This window comes from Colwellia sp. 12G3, assembly GCF_002836775.1.
Lineage (GTDB): Bacteria > Pseudomonadota > Gammaproteobacteria > Enterobacterales > Alteromonadaceae > Colwellia.
In genome coordinates, this window is the sequence record NZ_PJAQ01000002.1 from 1 (window position 1) to 15,951 (window position 15,951).

The following is a 15,951-nucleotide window of genomic DNA, read 5'->3' on the forward strand; positions in this document are numbered from 1 at the left end:
GGTTATTTATATTCTTTCATATCGTCTTAGTTTAATACCAATGACATTAACGTTGTGATCTTGGTGTGCACAGGGAGAATAAATGAGCGCAAGGGAATCGATAGAGCAATAGCGGGCGATTGGGATTGAGAGCAGTATTTTAGCCAGCAAAAGTGAACAATAACTTCATGCCCTTGGTAATAAAGAGCATCCAAGATTCGGGCGCATAGAAGGTTGAGAAACGAAAAACCCCGTTGATAACAATATTGCTATTATGATCAACGGGGTTTTGTTTACTATTTATTGTAATAAAAGTTAGCTTAAATGCTCTTTTACCAATAATTCAGCAATTTGCACGCTATTCGTTGCCGCACCCTTGCGGACATTATCAGCAACAATCCACATATTAATGCCACAATTATGGCTAATATCTTCTCGAATACGGCCAACATAAGTGTCATCTTTGCCGCTAGCGTCACCAATTTGAGTCGGGAAGTCTTCATCATTACGACAAACAACCACACCAGGAGCTTTCTCTAATAAGTCTTTAACTTCTTCAGCTGAAATAGGTGAGTTTGTTTCAATGTGCAAAGACTCACCGTGGCCATAGAAGACAGGAACACGCACAGCCGTTGGGTTAACAAGAACATTTTCATCACCCAAAATCTTCTTAGTTTCCCACACCATTTTCATTTCTTCTTTGGTGTAACCGTTTTCTAAGAAAACATCAATTTGTGGAATAACATTGAAAGCGATTTGACGTGAAAAATTCTTACTTTCTACTGGCTTCCCACTTAATAAATCAGCTGTTTGCTTTGCTAATTCGTCCATAGCTTCTTTACCACCACCAGAAACTGATTGGTAAGTACAAACATTTACACGGCTAATACCAACAGCATCATAAATAGGTTTTAACGCTACCATCATTTGAATAGTTGAACAATTAGGGTTAGCAATGATATTTCGATTACGATATTCAGCTAGCGCTTCAGGGTTAACTTCAGGCACAACAAGAGGGATATCAGCTTCATAACGAAACTCAGAGGTATTATCGATAACGATACAACCTGCCTCACCCGCTATAGGAGCAAACTTGGCTGAGGTAGCACCACCGGCTGAAAAGAAACCAATTTGTGCTTGGCTCCAATCAAAGTGTTCAGCATCAAGTACTTCGATACTTTCGCCTTTAAACTCAATGATCTCACCAGCAGAGCGAGCACTCGCTAATGGATAGAGTTTATTAATGGGGAAATCTCTTTCTTCTAAGATTTCCATAATTGTTTTGCCAACTAATCCAGTTGCGCCAAGTATACATACATCAAATTTCTGTGCCATGATCCTCTCTCTTCTAATTGAACGTTTTACTAAAACCTAAACGATGTGGCACATCACTTAGGGTCTTGGATGATAGGGTGACAGTAACAGCTGAGAACTCTCGGCGAACGGGATAATTTTTCCGTAAACTGTCAAAACCGTGTGAAAATAATTGTTGACGAAATATTGCATCGTCTCGTCTGACATCGTAAACCATTTTAACTAACTGGCTTAGTAGTATTTGGCTAAAATCTTGATTAATTTCAACTACAGGGATACTTGCCGACGGTAAAAAGTTTTTCAGCTGATATTTAGGCTTAATGTCTAACTGTTGACATAATGCCTGATAGAGCATTTCACTACCACGAGCTTTTCCTTCTAAGCTATAACCCGCAATGTGTGCAGTAGCTATTTCTGCATAAGGAATTAAGGCTTCAAGCACATCAGGCTCGCCTTGCCACACATCAAGCACAACCTTTACGCCATGACCTGCCTCTTTAAGCGCTAATAAGGCGTGGTTATCTATAACATCACCACGACAAGCACTGATCAATATTTGATCGTCGCGCAGCAAGGCAAGATTATCGGCATTGATTAACTTATCGGTAGGATGTTCACCGCCTACTATTTTAGGCACATGCAAAGAAATAACGTCACAAGCTAATACGTCTGATAGTGATACATAGTTTCTTTTATCCGTTGGCTTACTAGTGCTATCTTGTTTTTGCTTTTCTGCTTGTTTTCTTTCGAGTAAAGGATCACATATTTTATGCTTAATACCCAATGCAGTTAATTTTTCACTTAACCGAGTACCGGTATTACCACCACCAACAATACCCACAGTTAATGAGGACAAATTGAGCAAGTAACGTTCAGCTAAAACGACTAACGCACTTAATACGTATTCAGCCACTGAAATTGCGTTACAACCAGGAGCTGAATGGAAGCTAATATTTCGTTTGGCAAGGTAACTTAAGTCTATATGATCAGTACCGATGGTAGCACTACCAACAAAAGAAATTTTATCGTTAAGGTGAAGTAACTGTTGGTTAACTTGAGTAATTGAACGAACTAAGAGTACATCAGCATCAGCAACTTGTTCAGCGGTTAATGTCCGCCCAGAAAAAGGAACTAACTCCCCTTGAAAATCATTAATACCGTCATTAAAGTGACAGAGTTCGGTAAAAAACTCTTGGGCAAATGGCATGTTTTCATCAAAATATATTTTCATTAATTCTAACTAGTTAACTGAAGGCATTAAAGCAATCGATTATACGCTCATTTAGCTATCAAACGCTATATTAAGCCTGTACGTATGATATAAATTTATCAAACATGTAGGTACAAAAAAACCACGTTAACTATTAATTAACGTGGTTTTATTTATTTATTAATTAAACTTATTACTTAGATGATGTGCCTAAGTTAGGAACAAATCGTCAAGAGTATAAGTTTATTTATATTTTTGCATTACCAGTGTGGCATTAGTACCACCAAAACCGAAGCTATTAGACATAACAAGGTTTAGCTCAACATCACGTTTTTCAGTAACAATATCTAAGCCTTGTGCTTTCTCATCTAAGTTATCAATGTTAATTGATGGTGCAACAAAGTTGTTTTCCATCATTAAGATTGAATAAATAGCTTCGTGAACGCCAGCAGCACCAAGTGCGTGACCTGTCATTGCTTTAGTAGCACTAATTGCTGGTGAATCTTCACCAAATAATTCTTGAATTGCGCCTAATTCTTTTACATCGCCAACCGGTGTAGAAGTTCCATGCGTATTTAAGTAATCAACTTTACCTTCAACACCTTGCATTGCTTGTTGCATACAACGAACTGCGCCTTCACCACTTGGAGCTACCATGTCATAACCATCAGAGGTTGCGCCATAACCAACCAGTTCAGCGTAAATATGTGCGCCACGAGCCAGAGCATGTTCTAATTCTTCAACAACAACCATACCGCCGCCGCCAGAAATAACAAAACCGTCACGGTCTGCATCATAAGTACGTGAAGCCAATTCAGGCGTATCATTACGACCGGCTGATAAAGCTCCCATACCATCAAACATCATCGCAAGTGACCAATGAACTTCTTCACCACCACCAGCAAAAACAATATCTTGTTTGCCTAATTGGATAAGCTCCATCGCATTACCGATACAATGAGCACTAGTTGCACAAGCAGAGCTAATTGAATAGTTAACACCTTTAATTTTAAAAGGTGTTGCTAAACAAGCAGATACTGTACTACCCATCGTTTTTGGTACGGCATAAGGGCCTACACGTCGAATACCACGGTTACGAAGCGTATCTGTTGAAGAAACAATATTCTCTGATGATGCGCCACCTGAGCCGGCAACAATACCTGTACGTACATTTGATACTTGGTCTTCAGTTAATTTTGCATCTTTAACAGCTTGATCCATAGCGATATATGCATAACCTGCAGCATCACCCATAAAGCGGATGGCTTTACGATCAATAAAATCTTTAGTGTCAATATCAGGTTTACCCCAAACTTGACTACGTAGACCTTGCTCTGCAAAACTTTCAGAATGAGAAATACCTGATTTACCAGCTTTTAATGAGGCTAATACTTCATCAGCATTGTTACCAATGCTTGAGACTATACCTAAGCCTGTTATTACGACACGTTTCATTTAACTAACCATCTATAATTGTAAAATTTTGCGCTATTATACAGGTAATAGCCATTGAACTGGTATTACTTGTTGCTTATCACAACGAAAACCAGCGTACACTTGTACACTATAATATGACATCCATTCATATATATCTATGACATTTTTATTAATCTATTGTTATTTTCTGATCAAAATCAATATTTCGGGTAAAATAGCTAAGGTAAACTATCCAAGCTATTCACTAGCACTGTCATTCCACTTAAAGAATTTTTCATGAAAAAACCAGATAAAACAGATGATAGCAGTAAAGTATCCAAGCAAGAAGAGCGTACTTTAGATCGCCAACCTTTTGATGAATTATATTTGGATAGCCAGTCAAGCTACCAGCAGAATGATTTAGTATTTATACACAATAATCAAATAAAACGTCGATTACAAGAGGCTAAGCAAACATTTACTGTGGCTGAAATTGCTTTTGGAACAGGAGTAAATTTTTTATTAACCTTACAGGCGTACCAAAATGCGCAACAAGCTTCATCGACTCAGTTAGCGCCATTACATTTCATCAGTGTTGAAAAAACCCCGCTGACGAAAGCACAGTTAGTTCAATCGTTGTCATTATTGCCGCCACTACAAGAATTGGCCTTAACATTAACGAATAGCTATCCCGAATCTCCTGCTGAACAGTTTGGTAAAGATTTTCAGACAACATTCTTAAATGACCAAGTCCGTTTAACGCTTCTATTTGATGATGCCGATCAAGCCTTATCTTCAATGAACTGTTCAAAGCACGGTTTAGTTGATGCTTGGTACTTAAATGATTTTTCGAAGGGAAATAATGCTGAACTGTGTAGTAAGAATTTATTATCTCAAATTAATAGGCTTTCAAAAGAACAAACAACACTAACCACCTTCACCGTTGATGACTTGCTTAAAACGCAGATGCGCGATATTGGCTTTCGACTTGAACAGCGATCAATGCAAGGCGACGAAAAGGAATTTGTTTATGCGGTAATGCAAAGTAATCCTTTCACAACTAAGGGCTATCGCTTAAAACCTGCCATTATAAAGCCCCAGCACGTCAGTATTATTGGTGGTGGAATAGCTTCGGCTTGTGCAGTTTATGCATTAACTAAGCAAGGAGTTGATGTGACCTTGTATTGTAAGGACAATTCTCTTGCCCAGGGTGGTTCTAGTAATGCTATTGGCGCTTTATATCCTTTATTACATCAACAAAAAGATGATATGAGTTCTTTTTATCAGCAAGCTTTTTGGCGTGCTAGAGAGCTATATACAGAAATTTCACAACAGGGTTTTTCATTTGGGCATGAGTGGTGTGGTTTGTTAGAAGTCTCCTATAAGGAAGCATTAGTTAATAGACAACAAGCATTTGAACAGCTTAATACATGGCCTAAAGATCTCATACATGGAGTCAATGCTAAGCAGGCCAGTGACCATGCAAATATAGACTTACCTTACGGCGGACTTTTCATGCCAAATGCTGGCTGGATATCACCGCAAGAGTTAGTAAAAAGTATTTTTGCAGCAGCCCAAACGACTAAGCGCTTAAAGATAATAACCGATACTCACATTACAAAAATACAACAAATCCCAAATGCTAGCACAACTCAAAACAGTAAATCATGGCGTTTATATAGTAACCAAGGTGAATTTAAGGCGGACGTATTGGTTATCTGTGGTGGTGCTGATGCTATTGAAATTGAACAACTAAAACCTCTACCGCTTACCGCTACACGTGGACAAATAACAAGCATGACGAGTAATAAGCAAATAAATAAGCTATCTACCGTTATTTGCCATAAGGGGTATTTAACGCCTGAAAATAAAGGTATTCATTGTATTGGCGCAACCTTCCAAAAAAATGACACTAATTTAAAAACTGACATAGCGGATGATCACTATAACTTAACGATGTTAAATAAATGTTTACCCGCGTTGTCGTCTACCATTAATTGGCAAGAAGAAGATATTTCCTCGAGTAAAGCGAGACTTCGCTGTATGTCGCAAGACCATCTCCCTCTAGTAGGCGCAGTACCCAACATTAATGCCCATATCCAAACTTACCCTCATTTAGCCAAAGATAAGAATTGGAAATATAGCCAAGCAGCACCGTGTATAGATAACCTCTATATATTGCTAGGACTTGGTGCCAGAGGTTTATGTTCCGCGCCTTTAGCTGCTGATATTTTAACCGCTGAGCTATGTAATATCCCTTATCCCATGGATAACCAAATGTTATTTAACTTAAGCCCGAATCGTTTTATCATCCGAGATATTATCAAACGAAAAATACCTGAATAAATATCCTCTATGACAGAGTAATACTTCACAGTATAAACACCTCGACAACTATGAAATATGGACTATGAGCTATGGACTATGGACTATGGACTATGGGCTATGGGCTATGATTACCAATTAAAAGAATGTTTACCAATCGGGCGCCTCTATGAACCCCATTGGTATTAATCAAGCTAATGTTTAACTGAAAACCCCAATTATTAATCTAATTACACTCAAAATAAGCATGAAAACTTGAGCTAAATCAACGTTCATTTGTCATTATTTCTCTATGGTACTCCTACATCATCCTAAAGGAATCATTGACATGAAAGTCACTTTTTTGACCAGTATTTTAATCGCCTCAACATTACTATTTATTAGTAGTTCAAAAGTAGTAATAGCCCAACAACTAAATATCTCTCAATCGATAAACCAAGCTGGCTTACAGCGTATGTTATCTCAGCGTATGGCTAAAAACTATATCTTACTCAGTCAGGATATTGATGCGCAAGCCGCTGCCGAAGAGCTTGATGAAAGCTCGGCATTATTTGAAGAAAATTTATTTCAACTGAACAATTCAATTACTAATGATGAATCAAAACTAGCATTAAAGAAACTAAAAAATAATTGGTATGCCTTCCGTCAATTTGTCTTAAGTGAGGCAAATAAAGATCAAACAGCACAAGTAGTTGATCGGAGTACTTTGTTATTAACTTCTGCACATGCTTTAGTGTTAAGCCTAGAAAAGGACTCTCGCTCTCATAGTGATCACCTAATTAATATATCTGGTCGACAGCGTATGCTTTCTCAACGCTTAGCCATGCTCTACTATGCGAGTAATTCCGGTGTACAAGAAAAGGTATTCCAACAAGAAATGCACAAGACTTCAAGACAATTTGGCCAAGCATTAACCGAATTGATATCAGCGAAAGAAAACAATGACGAAATTGATGAAGCCTTGCAAGAAGTGAATAATCAATGGAGTTTTTATAAAACTAAATTTAATGGCGTTAACAAGGGTCGATTCTCCCCTAAAACAATTAAAGTAGTCAGCGAGTCATTGCTCAAAGAAATGAATAGTATAACGTCGTTATATGAAGTGCAGAGTATAGCGCAAACTAAATATTCTACTTGGATAAAACCGGCAAATTAAATGAAAAAATAGTGCACTCGCTAAGTTTACTTAGCAGAGTGCTATTGCGCTAACGTATTGATATTAAAATCAACCTAAACAATTACCCTACGGTTAAAGCACAAATTTCTTTTGAATGTCCAGCCAAAAGTTAGTTACTATAGCGTAATCTTGCGGTGATAATTCCACTTTAGCTTGCATGGATTTTTGGGTAACAGCCTTAATTAAATCAGCAGAAACAAGCTGATTCTCATCACCAAATTCAGTCGCAACTAAAGAAAGAAATCCTCGCATGTAGCCGCTGGCAAATAGAGTGTCACTGTCAGTATCATCTAGCTCAAATAAGCCATCTAGATATTGATAAAAATCAGCGACAGTAGTCAGATTTTTGTTGGAATTTTTTGTATTACTTGTGTTAGTCGGCATGTAAATCACTTTAAAAAGGTTAAGTTATAAATTTCGATATTATTGAGGGCTAGCCAATGGATAAAGCACATGGTCTTTATACCCTGTCGTTATGGTCATAAAGCCCGATAGCTGCTGATCAAGCTCACTGTCACCCGTATCACTAATTAATGGTTTATTGGCTAATGCCTCTAATTTAGCCTTAGTCGCCAAAATAATAATATTATCACTGCCACCGGGCTGCGCTAAGATTTTACGTATAATGCGAGGACTTAATTGTTGATTGCCACGACCAAAAACGTGTCCTTGGCCACCTATTAAGGTAATGACGAGCTTACTAATACCCTGATAGTCAATTATTGCGTTATAGAGGTCAGCCTCGGTAACATCTGCAGCAGTCAGTGATTGGTCGCTGACAATATCGACGCCAAGTAAGGTATTATCTAAGGCTAACTCACTCATTAAAAATGCGGTAGTAGAGCCAGAGCCAATAATAAATTGTCTATCTTCATGGTCGTTCATTTCTTCGATAACATTGGCTGCGATATCTTGCAGTACAAGTTCATCACTTTCTTTTCCGCCTGATTTAACCGCTTGCACATAGCGCAATTCACTCGGAATTTTCATCTCGCTATAGCGCTTTGCTTTGACGATACCTTGTCTAAATAAACTTTCGTCTATATCCATGACATCACCCGTAGTTAAGGTTACTAACTCTTTAGTGATCATCAATTCAATAATGCGACCAGCAGCTTTTGGCGTAATAGCATAAACACCAGAGTGAATCTTACAGCCTGCAGGTATACCTAACACAGGTAAAGGTTGATAATCATCGTCACGGGCAACAACATTGGCAATATCTCGAGCAGTACCATCACCACCAGCAAATAAAATAATATCCACGCCATGTGCTAATAAAGCTTCTGCTGCTAACTGACTATCATCACTTTGGGTGTGCTTATTTTTTGCTTGATAAAGTACTTCGACAGTAAAACCTAGTTCACGGGCACATTGCTCTCCCATAAGCGCATTCGCGGTATAGATAACTATGTCATCTTGGTAAGGTAGTAATACCTCCAGGGCCAATTTCGCCCTAGTATTTGCCTGTGGTTTCGCACCTAATGCTAATGCATGCATTACCATGCCATCACTACCTTTGAGCGCAACACTGCCGCCTATACCCGCAATAGGATTAATGATAAAACCGAGTTTAAAGTGCTGCATATTCGTGTTCCTTTTCGTTTTCTTCAATGCTGTATTCATCACTACAACTAAACTGCTCCGCAATTAAAGGAGAATTGGTCTGATAAAACTTGGTCAATGCTTCAATAAACTGTTGCGCGCGAGGTGGGAATCCGTTTTCAATAAATACTAATACTTGCTGATGAACCTTTACTTTGAAGTCGATAATATCACCATCATAACCGTTGAGATTATCTGCAGAAGTATGAAACTTTCGTTGTGCTGCAACATTAAAGGCCCACTCAATAGCTTGCGGGATCACTTCAACTTGCTCAAATTTCTTTTGCTGTTTCTCATTACGACCATCTGGAATATACCAATAACCAAAATCTTCTAACAGACGTCTTTCTTTACCAGCTTGGCACCAATGGGCAATTTCATGAAAAGCACTGGCATAATAACCATGGGCAAAGATGACTTGATGGTAAGGACATTTTTCCCCCGCTGGAGAGTACAATGGCTCATCGTCACCTTTGATTAAGCGTGTATTATATTGCAGGAAAAACACTTGCTCGAATAGAGCAATAAGATCTTGATAAGTATGTTGCATGAACAAAGCAAATTAGCTGAAATTATTAGCTGGTATTGTAACGAAAAATAGCGATTGTTACATCGCCATTTTAAATTATTTACTGGGAATAATATCGATAGCGATAACGTTGTCGCAGCAATATTAATCACGAAGTAACCTAAGTTACCTGAGATAAGTCAGCTAATAACAATATCTAGTCTATCTTTGGAATCAAATATAGCGGTAATTCATACTAAGGCGAGCAAGCTAATAAATAAACTCATAGTAAAAGCAACAACAAATAATTGTTGACTCATTACAATAAATTGGGACGAAAGCATTAAACATCATCTTCAATATTATCTTTGCCTTTAGTGCGCTCTATACTATCAAGCTTATGATGAATGGCCGATTTAATCATCATATACGCGCTGACCGGTGCCGTTAGTAATAAAAATAGCGAGATAAGTATCTCTTTAACGCTCAGCCCTGCTTGTGTGGTGCTAAAAAAGACCATGGCAGCAGTTAACAACGATGCCATTCCTAGTGTTGTTGCTTTAGTTGGTCCATGAAGCCGCATATAAAAATCAGGCATTTTCACTAAACCGATAGAGCCAACGAGTACAAAAGCACCGCCAATTAATAATAGTATTGAAATAATCCATTCAGTCATGATCTAAACCCTATTCTATAATATCGCCACGTAGCAAGTATTTACATACTGCAACAGTACTTACAAAGCCTAACATCGCTATTAACAGTGCTGCTTCAAAATACAATTCGGTCCCTAGACTCATCCCATACAAAATGATCAATGCAATGGTATTGATATACATAGTATCGAGCGCGAGTATCCTATCGGGTACTGAAGGCCCGATTAATAAGCGCCATACATTTAATAATAATGACAAACCTATCATAGCAAAGACAATTAAAATTACCGTTTCTAGCATTGAAATATCTCCTTAAGAGGCGCTTCATAACGCTGCTTAATTGTGTTTATTAAGGCCTGTTCATCTTTCAGATTTAACACATGTATCAGTAAAAATCGTTGTTCCGGCTCTGCACCTTCAGTTAAAGACTCCGCCCAAGGATATACTTCAGCACTCACGGTTCCAGGTGTTAAGGACACCGTACTGGCCAAGATAGTAATTGGCAGACTTTGCGTTAAATCAAGCGGTACCTTAACGAAGCCTGGGGTTAGTTTTTTATTCGGTCCTAATATCAAAATAGCCACCTGAACATTCGCCGTAATGATGTCATATAAAACCAACATTAAATGACGTAACGCTAAACCCGGCTTTAAAATTAATGGCTGCTTAGTTCTAAAGGGGCTAGTCGCTAAAGGGATCACGATAGCTAAAATAACCGCCAAAACAATATGCCCAGCTGATACGCTGTTATTTAACAACAACCATACTAGGAATAATAAAAGGCTTCTTAAAGGCGTCGGTAGCCATTTAAATTTTGCTTCTATGCGCATTAGTTGCCTCCTAACAGGATAATTTTAATAGTGTTATTAAAATCATGTAGCTGGGTCGCTGCACCAATAGCATATTCACTTAATGGTCCGGCAAAAATAGTCATCAATGGCGCACCAGAAACAAGAATAATCAATGCAGTTAACTGCGCCGGATGAACACGTGTTTGCTCAACACTTTCTATGACCTTATCTTGATGATGCCAAAAAATAGTGCTACCGGCTTTAGTCACACCAATCATTATCGCTAGACTTGCCAATAAATAGAGTGGCCAAAACACCATGGTATATTCAGCATTTAATGTAGCTTTAAGCAGCCACACTTTACCTATAAAGCCAGACAGTGGCGGCATACCTATTACAGCTATACCTGCAATCAAAAAACAAACCCCAAGTAATCTCGGCTGAGAGACTGGAGGACCTGCAGTAATACCGTCAGCAACATTACCGCGTTGACGGCCAATTAAATCAGCTAAGATGAATAGTGCCGCTGTGACCAAGGTTGAGTGAACTAAGTAATATATAGCCGCAGAGCTTGCTTCGACGCTCTGTACCGCAACAAGCGCAACTAAAGTCCCGACCGATACAATCACCAAATTAGCCGTTAATTTCCTTAAATCTTTACTTGCTAAAACACCCATTACGCCCAAAGTAATAGTGGCCAGAGCTAACCACCACAACCAACTTTGCGCCATATGACTCAATTCACCCGCTTTATCGCCAAAAATTAGCGTATAAACACGCATCATTGAGTACACGCCTACTTTTGTCATAATCGCAAACAATGCAGCGACAACAGGCATCGCTGACGAATAGGTATTAGGTAACCATAAATGTAACGGTAACAAGGCGCCCTTTAAAGCAAACACGACCAGCAACAATAGCCCACCAATTTTAGCGAGGTAAACATCATCACCTTGTAGAAGTGTTACTTTTTGCGCCATATCAGCCATATTCAGTGTACCTAGCACACCGTATAAAACGCCTAAAGCAATCAAGAAAACAGCTGATCCAACAAGGTTCAAAATCACATAGTGTAAGGCTGCACGGGTATTTTTTTTGTCTCCACCGTGCATTAACAATGAATACGAGGCAATCAACAATACTTCGAAAAATACAAATAGATTAAAAGCATCACCGGTTAAAAATGCGCCGTTGACCCCTAAAATTAAAAAGTGGACCAGTGGGTGAAAAAAGCTACCTTTTTCATCATCTCCCGCACTTGCATATAAAGTACAGACAAAACCAAGTAACGTGGTTAAACAAACCAGTAAAGTTGATAATTGATCGGCGACTAAAACAATACCAAAGGGCGCGCTCCAATCACCAATAGCATAAACTTGAATACCGTCGGCTTGCACTTTCAGTAATAAAACCACTGAAGCTAAAAAGGTAATGGCACTAAGTGCAACAGAAGTAATTCTTCTGCTCGTTATTTTACTGCCTAAAGGTGGCATTAATAAAATAACACCGGCCAACATAGGTAATAAAACAGGTAAAAACGTCAAATTCTGAATCATACTTTGACCTTTTTATTTTCGTCTGGAAGCTCGCCATCTACATGGTCACTGCCTAAATCTGATCGCCCTCTAATAGCTAAAATAACCACAAAAGCAGTCATAGCAAAGCCGATAACAATCGCGGTTAACACCAAAGCTTGCGGCAGTGGATCAGCATATTCTGAACTGTAACCAAGTACTGCTGCCTGATTTAGGCTAAGTCGGCCGGAAGAGAACAAAAATAAATTAACCGCATAAGAAAGCATAGTTAAGCCTAATACCACGGTGAACGTTCTAGCGCGTAGTATTAAAAATACGCCACAAGACACCAAAAGCCCAACGCAGGATGCGTAAAGTAATTCCATTAAACATTCACCTCTTCTTTCTGCGCATTAACGGTTAATCGACCAAGACTTGCCAAAATCATTAATGTCGCACCAACCACTGTAATATAAACACCTACATCAAATATCAAGGCACTGGCGAGTTCAATTTCACCAATAAAAGGAATATCAAAGTAATCAAACCAAGTTGTCATGAAAGGCCTGTCAAAGAACCAACTACCTACCCCAGTAAATAACGCGATAGCAATACCTGAGGCTATAATTTTGCGGTAGTTAATGGTTAATCGCTCAGCAATCCAGTTTGAACCATGGGCTATATACTGCAAAATAAAGGCAACAGCAGTCACTAAACCTGCGATAAATCCGCCGCCGGGCAAGTTATGTCCACGTAAGAAAATATAAAACGACACCATTAATGCCAACGGCAGTAACGACTGAGAAATACTGGCTAATAAGAGAGGATAGCGCTCTTTAGCCCACGGACGCCCGTCACTATCACTAGTAGGCATCAACAATGGCAAGTTGACTAATAACTTATAAATACCTAACGCGGCAATACCCAGTACACAAATTTCACCTAAGGTATCAAAGCCACGAAAATCGACCAAAATAACATTAACAACGTTAGTACCACCACCACCTGTTTTAGCATTAGCTAAGAAAAAGTCTGAGATAGACTCAAGTGGGCGGGTAATTAATGCATAGCAAATACTGGCAACAACAATACCCAAAGCAGCAGAAATTCCTACATCGCGTACCACACGGACAGAGCTCGACTCTTTTGGTGAGTGTTGTGGTAAGAAAAATAATGCCAGCATCAGTAAAATGATGGTGACTACTTCAACGGTTAATTGCGTTAAGGCTAGATCGGGTGCAGAGAATCGAGTAAAGGCAACTGACACCATTAAACCCACAACTGATAGCATCAATAATGATACCACGCGTGAGCGATACCAAATCACAGTACTAATTGCACCAACCATTAACAACGCCGCCCCCATAGCATTATGAACATCAATTGGCGTGAGTTGTTTTTGTCCGCTCAATTGGTTCATTTCAAATAAGGGCCAACCAGCAAAAAGTAGCACAACTACAAATATCAGCATTAAATAGCGTTGTAATGAGCCATTCTCTATAACATTTACTTTAACTTGGCACCACTTTGTAATCGCATCAATGGAGCCATCAAATATTTTTTTCGCGTCCATAGCAGGCAGTGAAGCTTGAAATTGAAATAAATAACGGCGCTGTGTATACAGCAATAAACCACCGGCTACCGCTATACCACTCATCAATAGAGGTAAGTTAAAACCATGCCAAAGGGCAACTTCAAACTCAGGAACATAACCACCAAGCACAGCAAATGAAGCGGATCTTAAAATATCGTCAATAACAAGGCCTGGGAATATCCCCACGGCCAGGCATAAAGCCACAAGTATTTCAATTGGCACTCTCATATAACGAGGCGCCTCACTGGGTTGCTTGGGTAAATCAACCGGCTCACCATTAAAGAAAACGTCATGAATAAAGCGGGCTGAATACGCTACCGCTAAAGCACCTGCAACGGTTGCCAATATAGGAATTAGCCAAGACATTGAGCCAAGCAGTTGTTGATGTAGCGTCTCAGTAAAAAACATTTCTTTGGACAAGAAACCATTTAATAGTGGCACACCTGCCATAGCCGCTGCAGCAACCATTGCAAGCGTTGCCGTATAAGGCATAAATTTCCACATACCATTAAGCTTTCTCATATCACGGGTACCCGTTTCATGGTCGATAATACCCGTCGCCATAAATAAAGACGCTTTAAAGGTTGCATGATTAATAATATGGAAAATAGCAGCTACTGCCGCAAGCTTAGTATCCAAACCGAATAATAAAGTGATCAAACCTAAATGACTGATTGTGGAATAGGCTAATAAACCTTTTAAATCATGTTTAAATAACGCGACGTAAGCGCCGAACAATAAGGTCGATAATCCGGTTAAACTAACAATAATAAACCATATATCAGTACCTGCTAAGGCGGGGTAAAAACGTGCTAATAAGAAGATACCCGCCTTTACCATAGTGGCAGAATGCAAATAAGCACTTACCGGTGTTGGCGCTGCCATTGCATGAGGTAACCAAAAATGAAAAGGAAATTGTGCTGACTTAGTAAACGCACCAAGTAGAATTAATATTAAGGTGACTTCGTACCAATCATGCGCCTGAATAATATCTTTGCTAGCTAAAATAATATCTAAATTATAACTACCAACAATATTACCCAATAACAGCAAACCAGCGAGTAATGCTAAACCACCGCCACCTGTTACGGCTAAGGCCATTATTGCGCCTTTACGTGCTTCAGGTTTATGCCACCAATAGCTAATTAACAAAAACGAGCTAATGCTGGTTAGCTCCCAAAAGAACCACAGCTGGATGATATTGTTTGACATAACAAGACCAAGCATCGCGGTCATAAATAACATCAAATAAGCATAAAGCTTTGGCATAGAGTCATTACTACTGAGGTAATAACGGGCATAAAAGATAACTAATAACCCTATGCCTAAGATCATAAAAACAAACAACAGCGCTAAGCCATCTAAACGAAAGGCGATATCTATACCGAGTAAAGGGATCCAAGAAAAGGTATCACGAATAACGTCGCCAGAGAATACCGCTGGCGCTAAGCTAATCGTCATTAATAATGCGATGATCGGCATTAACATCGTCAAACCAGTCGATTGATTGCGTGATAATTTACCTGTCATTGAAGAAATAATACTGCCTAGTAAGGATAACAAGGGTATCCAAAGCAAAGTCATAGCGTAAACCTTTTTTATTTTTATAAGGAGAAGTAAAGATATTGAGAGATATATTCTCAAGCCACTTCAAACAGATTTTTTAAGTGACGTGGATATAGCCATAATATGTCAAACTAGATAATACTAGCAAACAATATCATTGTGAATATTTGTAACGCTTTTTTAACGATATATCACCGAAACATGAACCAAAATCTAAAAATAATTCGGTTAATCTAGATTTTTACGTCAAAAATTCAAAATAAACGCTATAACACTAGTCTCACTACCTACATTAA

General features: G+C 38.8%; 14 protein-coding genes. 2 read left to right on the forward strand and 12 right to left on the reverse strand.

Features of this window, described 5'->3' with window-relative positions; translation table 11 throughout:
- Positions 1-294: 294 nt before the first annotated feature.
- The 3 genes from CXF71_RS00415 to fabB form a co-directional block, all read right to left on the reverse strand.
- A complete protein-coding gene (locus tag CXF71_RS00415; protein WP_101231024.1) occupies positions 295-1,314 on the reverse strand; it encodes an aspartate-semialdehyde dehydrogenase in 1,020 nt (339 codons plus the stop codon).
- Between the two features lie 13 nt (positions 1,315-1,327).
- On the reverse strand, positions 1,328-2,524 hold the full coding sequence (locus tag CXF71_RS00420) for a 4-phosphoerythronate dehydrogenase (protein WP_101231025.1): 1,197 nt from the start codon (positions 2,522-2,524) through the stop codon (positions 1,328-1,330).
- A 222-nt stretch (positions 2,525-2,746) separates the two neighbouring features.
- A complete protein-coding gene (gene fabB, locus CXF71_RS00425; RefSeq protein ID WP_101231026.1) occupies positions 2,747-3,958 on the reverse strand; it encodes a beta-ketoacyl-ACP synthase I in 1,212 nt (403 codons plus the stop codon).
- Positions 3,959-4,216: 258 nt separating this feature from the next.
- On the opposite strand from fabB, the gene mnmC reads away from it, so the two are divergent.
- Together mnmC and CXF71_RS00435 are read left to right on the forward strand one after the other, a co-directional pair.
- Positions 4,217-6,265, forward strand: a complete 2,049-nt coding sequence (mnmC, locus tag CXF71_RS00430) for an FAD-dependent 5-carboxymethylaminomethyl-2-thiouridine(34) oxidoreductase MnmC (RefSeq protein ID WP_101231027.1) — start codon at positions 4,217-4,219, stop codon at positions 6,263-6,265.
- Between the two features lie 307 nt (positions 6,266-6,572).
- A complete protein-coding gene (locus CXF71_RS00435; protein WP_198559793.1) occupies positions 6,573-7,400 on the forward strand; it encodes a type IV pili methyl-accepting chemotaxis transducer N-terminal domain-containing protein in 828 nt (275 codons plus the stop codon).
- Positions 7,401-7,493: 93 nt separating this feature from the next.
- Here CXF71_RS00435 and CXF71_RS00440 read toward each other — a convergent pair whose 3' ends face one another.
- From CXF71_RS00440 to CXF71_RS00480, 9 genes are all read right to left on the reverse strand, one after another.
- Positions 7,494-7,805, reverse strand: coding sequence for a YfcL family protein (locus tag CXF71_RS00440; RefSeq protein WP_101231029.1), 312 nt, complete (start codon positions 7,803-7,805; stop codon positions 7,494-7,496).
- Between the two features lie 39 nt (positions 7,806-7,844).
- On the reverse strand, positions 7,845-9,008 hold the full coding sequence (locus tag CXF71_RS00445) for an ATP-NAD kinase family protein (protein WP_101231030.1): 1,164 nt from the start codon (positions 9,006-9,008) through the stop codon (positions 7,845-7,847).
- Positions 8,995-9,576: an elongation factor P hydroxylase gene (locus CXF71_RS00450; RefSeq protein WP_101231031.1), complete on the reverse strand. Its 582-nt coding sequence runs from the start codon at positions 9,574-9,576 to the stop codon at positions 8,995-8,997. The genes CXF71_RS00445 and CXF71_RS00450 overlap by 14 nt, the downstream gene beginning before the upstream one ends.
- Positions 9,577-9,877: 301 nt before the next feature.
- On the reverse strand, positions 9,878-10,210 hold the full coding sequence (locus tag CXF71_RS00455; protein WP_101231032.1) for a Na+/H+ antiporter subunit G: 333 nt from the start codon (positions 10,208-10,210) through the stop codon (positions 9,878-9,880).
- 10 nt (positions 10,211-10,220) lie between these two features.
- On the reverse strand, positions 10,221-10,490 hold the full coding sequence (locus tag CXF71_RS00460) for a K+/H+ antiporter subunit F (RefSeq protein WP_101231033.1): 270 nt from the start codon (positions 10,488-10,490) through the stop codon (positions 10,221-10,223).
- Complete coding sequence (locus CXF71_RS00465; protein WP_101231034.1) at positions 10,484-11,020, reverse strand: Na+/H+ antiporter subunit E; 537 nt, start codon at positions 11,018-11,020, stop codon at positions 10,484-10,486. Before CXF71_RS00465 ends, CXF71_RS00460 begins: the two co-directional genes overlap by 7 nt.
- Positions 11,020-12,537 (reverse strand): monovalent cation/H+ antiporter subunit D, encoded by a 1,518-nt coding sequence (locus CXF71_RS00470; protein WP_101231035.1) that lies wholly within the window; start codon positions 12,535-12,537, stop codon positions 11,020-11,022. Before CXF71_RS00470 ends, CXF71_RS00465 begins: the two co-directional genes overlap by 1 nt.
- Positions 12,534-12,881: a Na+/H+ antiporter subunit C gene (locus CXF71_RS00475; RefSeq protein WP_101231036.1), complete on the reverse strand. Its 348-nt coding sequence runs from the start codon at positions 12,879-12,881 to the stop codon at positions 12,534-12,536. The genes CXF71_RS00470 and CXF71_RS00475 overlap by 4 nt, the downstream gene beginning before the upstream one ends.
- A complete protein-coding gene (locus CXF71_RS00480; protein WP_101231037.1) occupies positions 12,881-15,673 on the reverse strand; it encodes a monovalent cation/H+ antiporter subunit A in 2,793 nt (930 codons plus the stop codon). Before CXF71_RS00480 ends, CXF71_RS00475 begins: the two co-directional genes overlap by 1 nt.
- Positions 15,674-15,951: the final 278 nt, after the last annotated feature.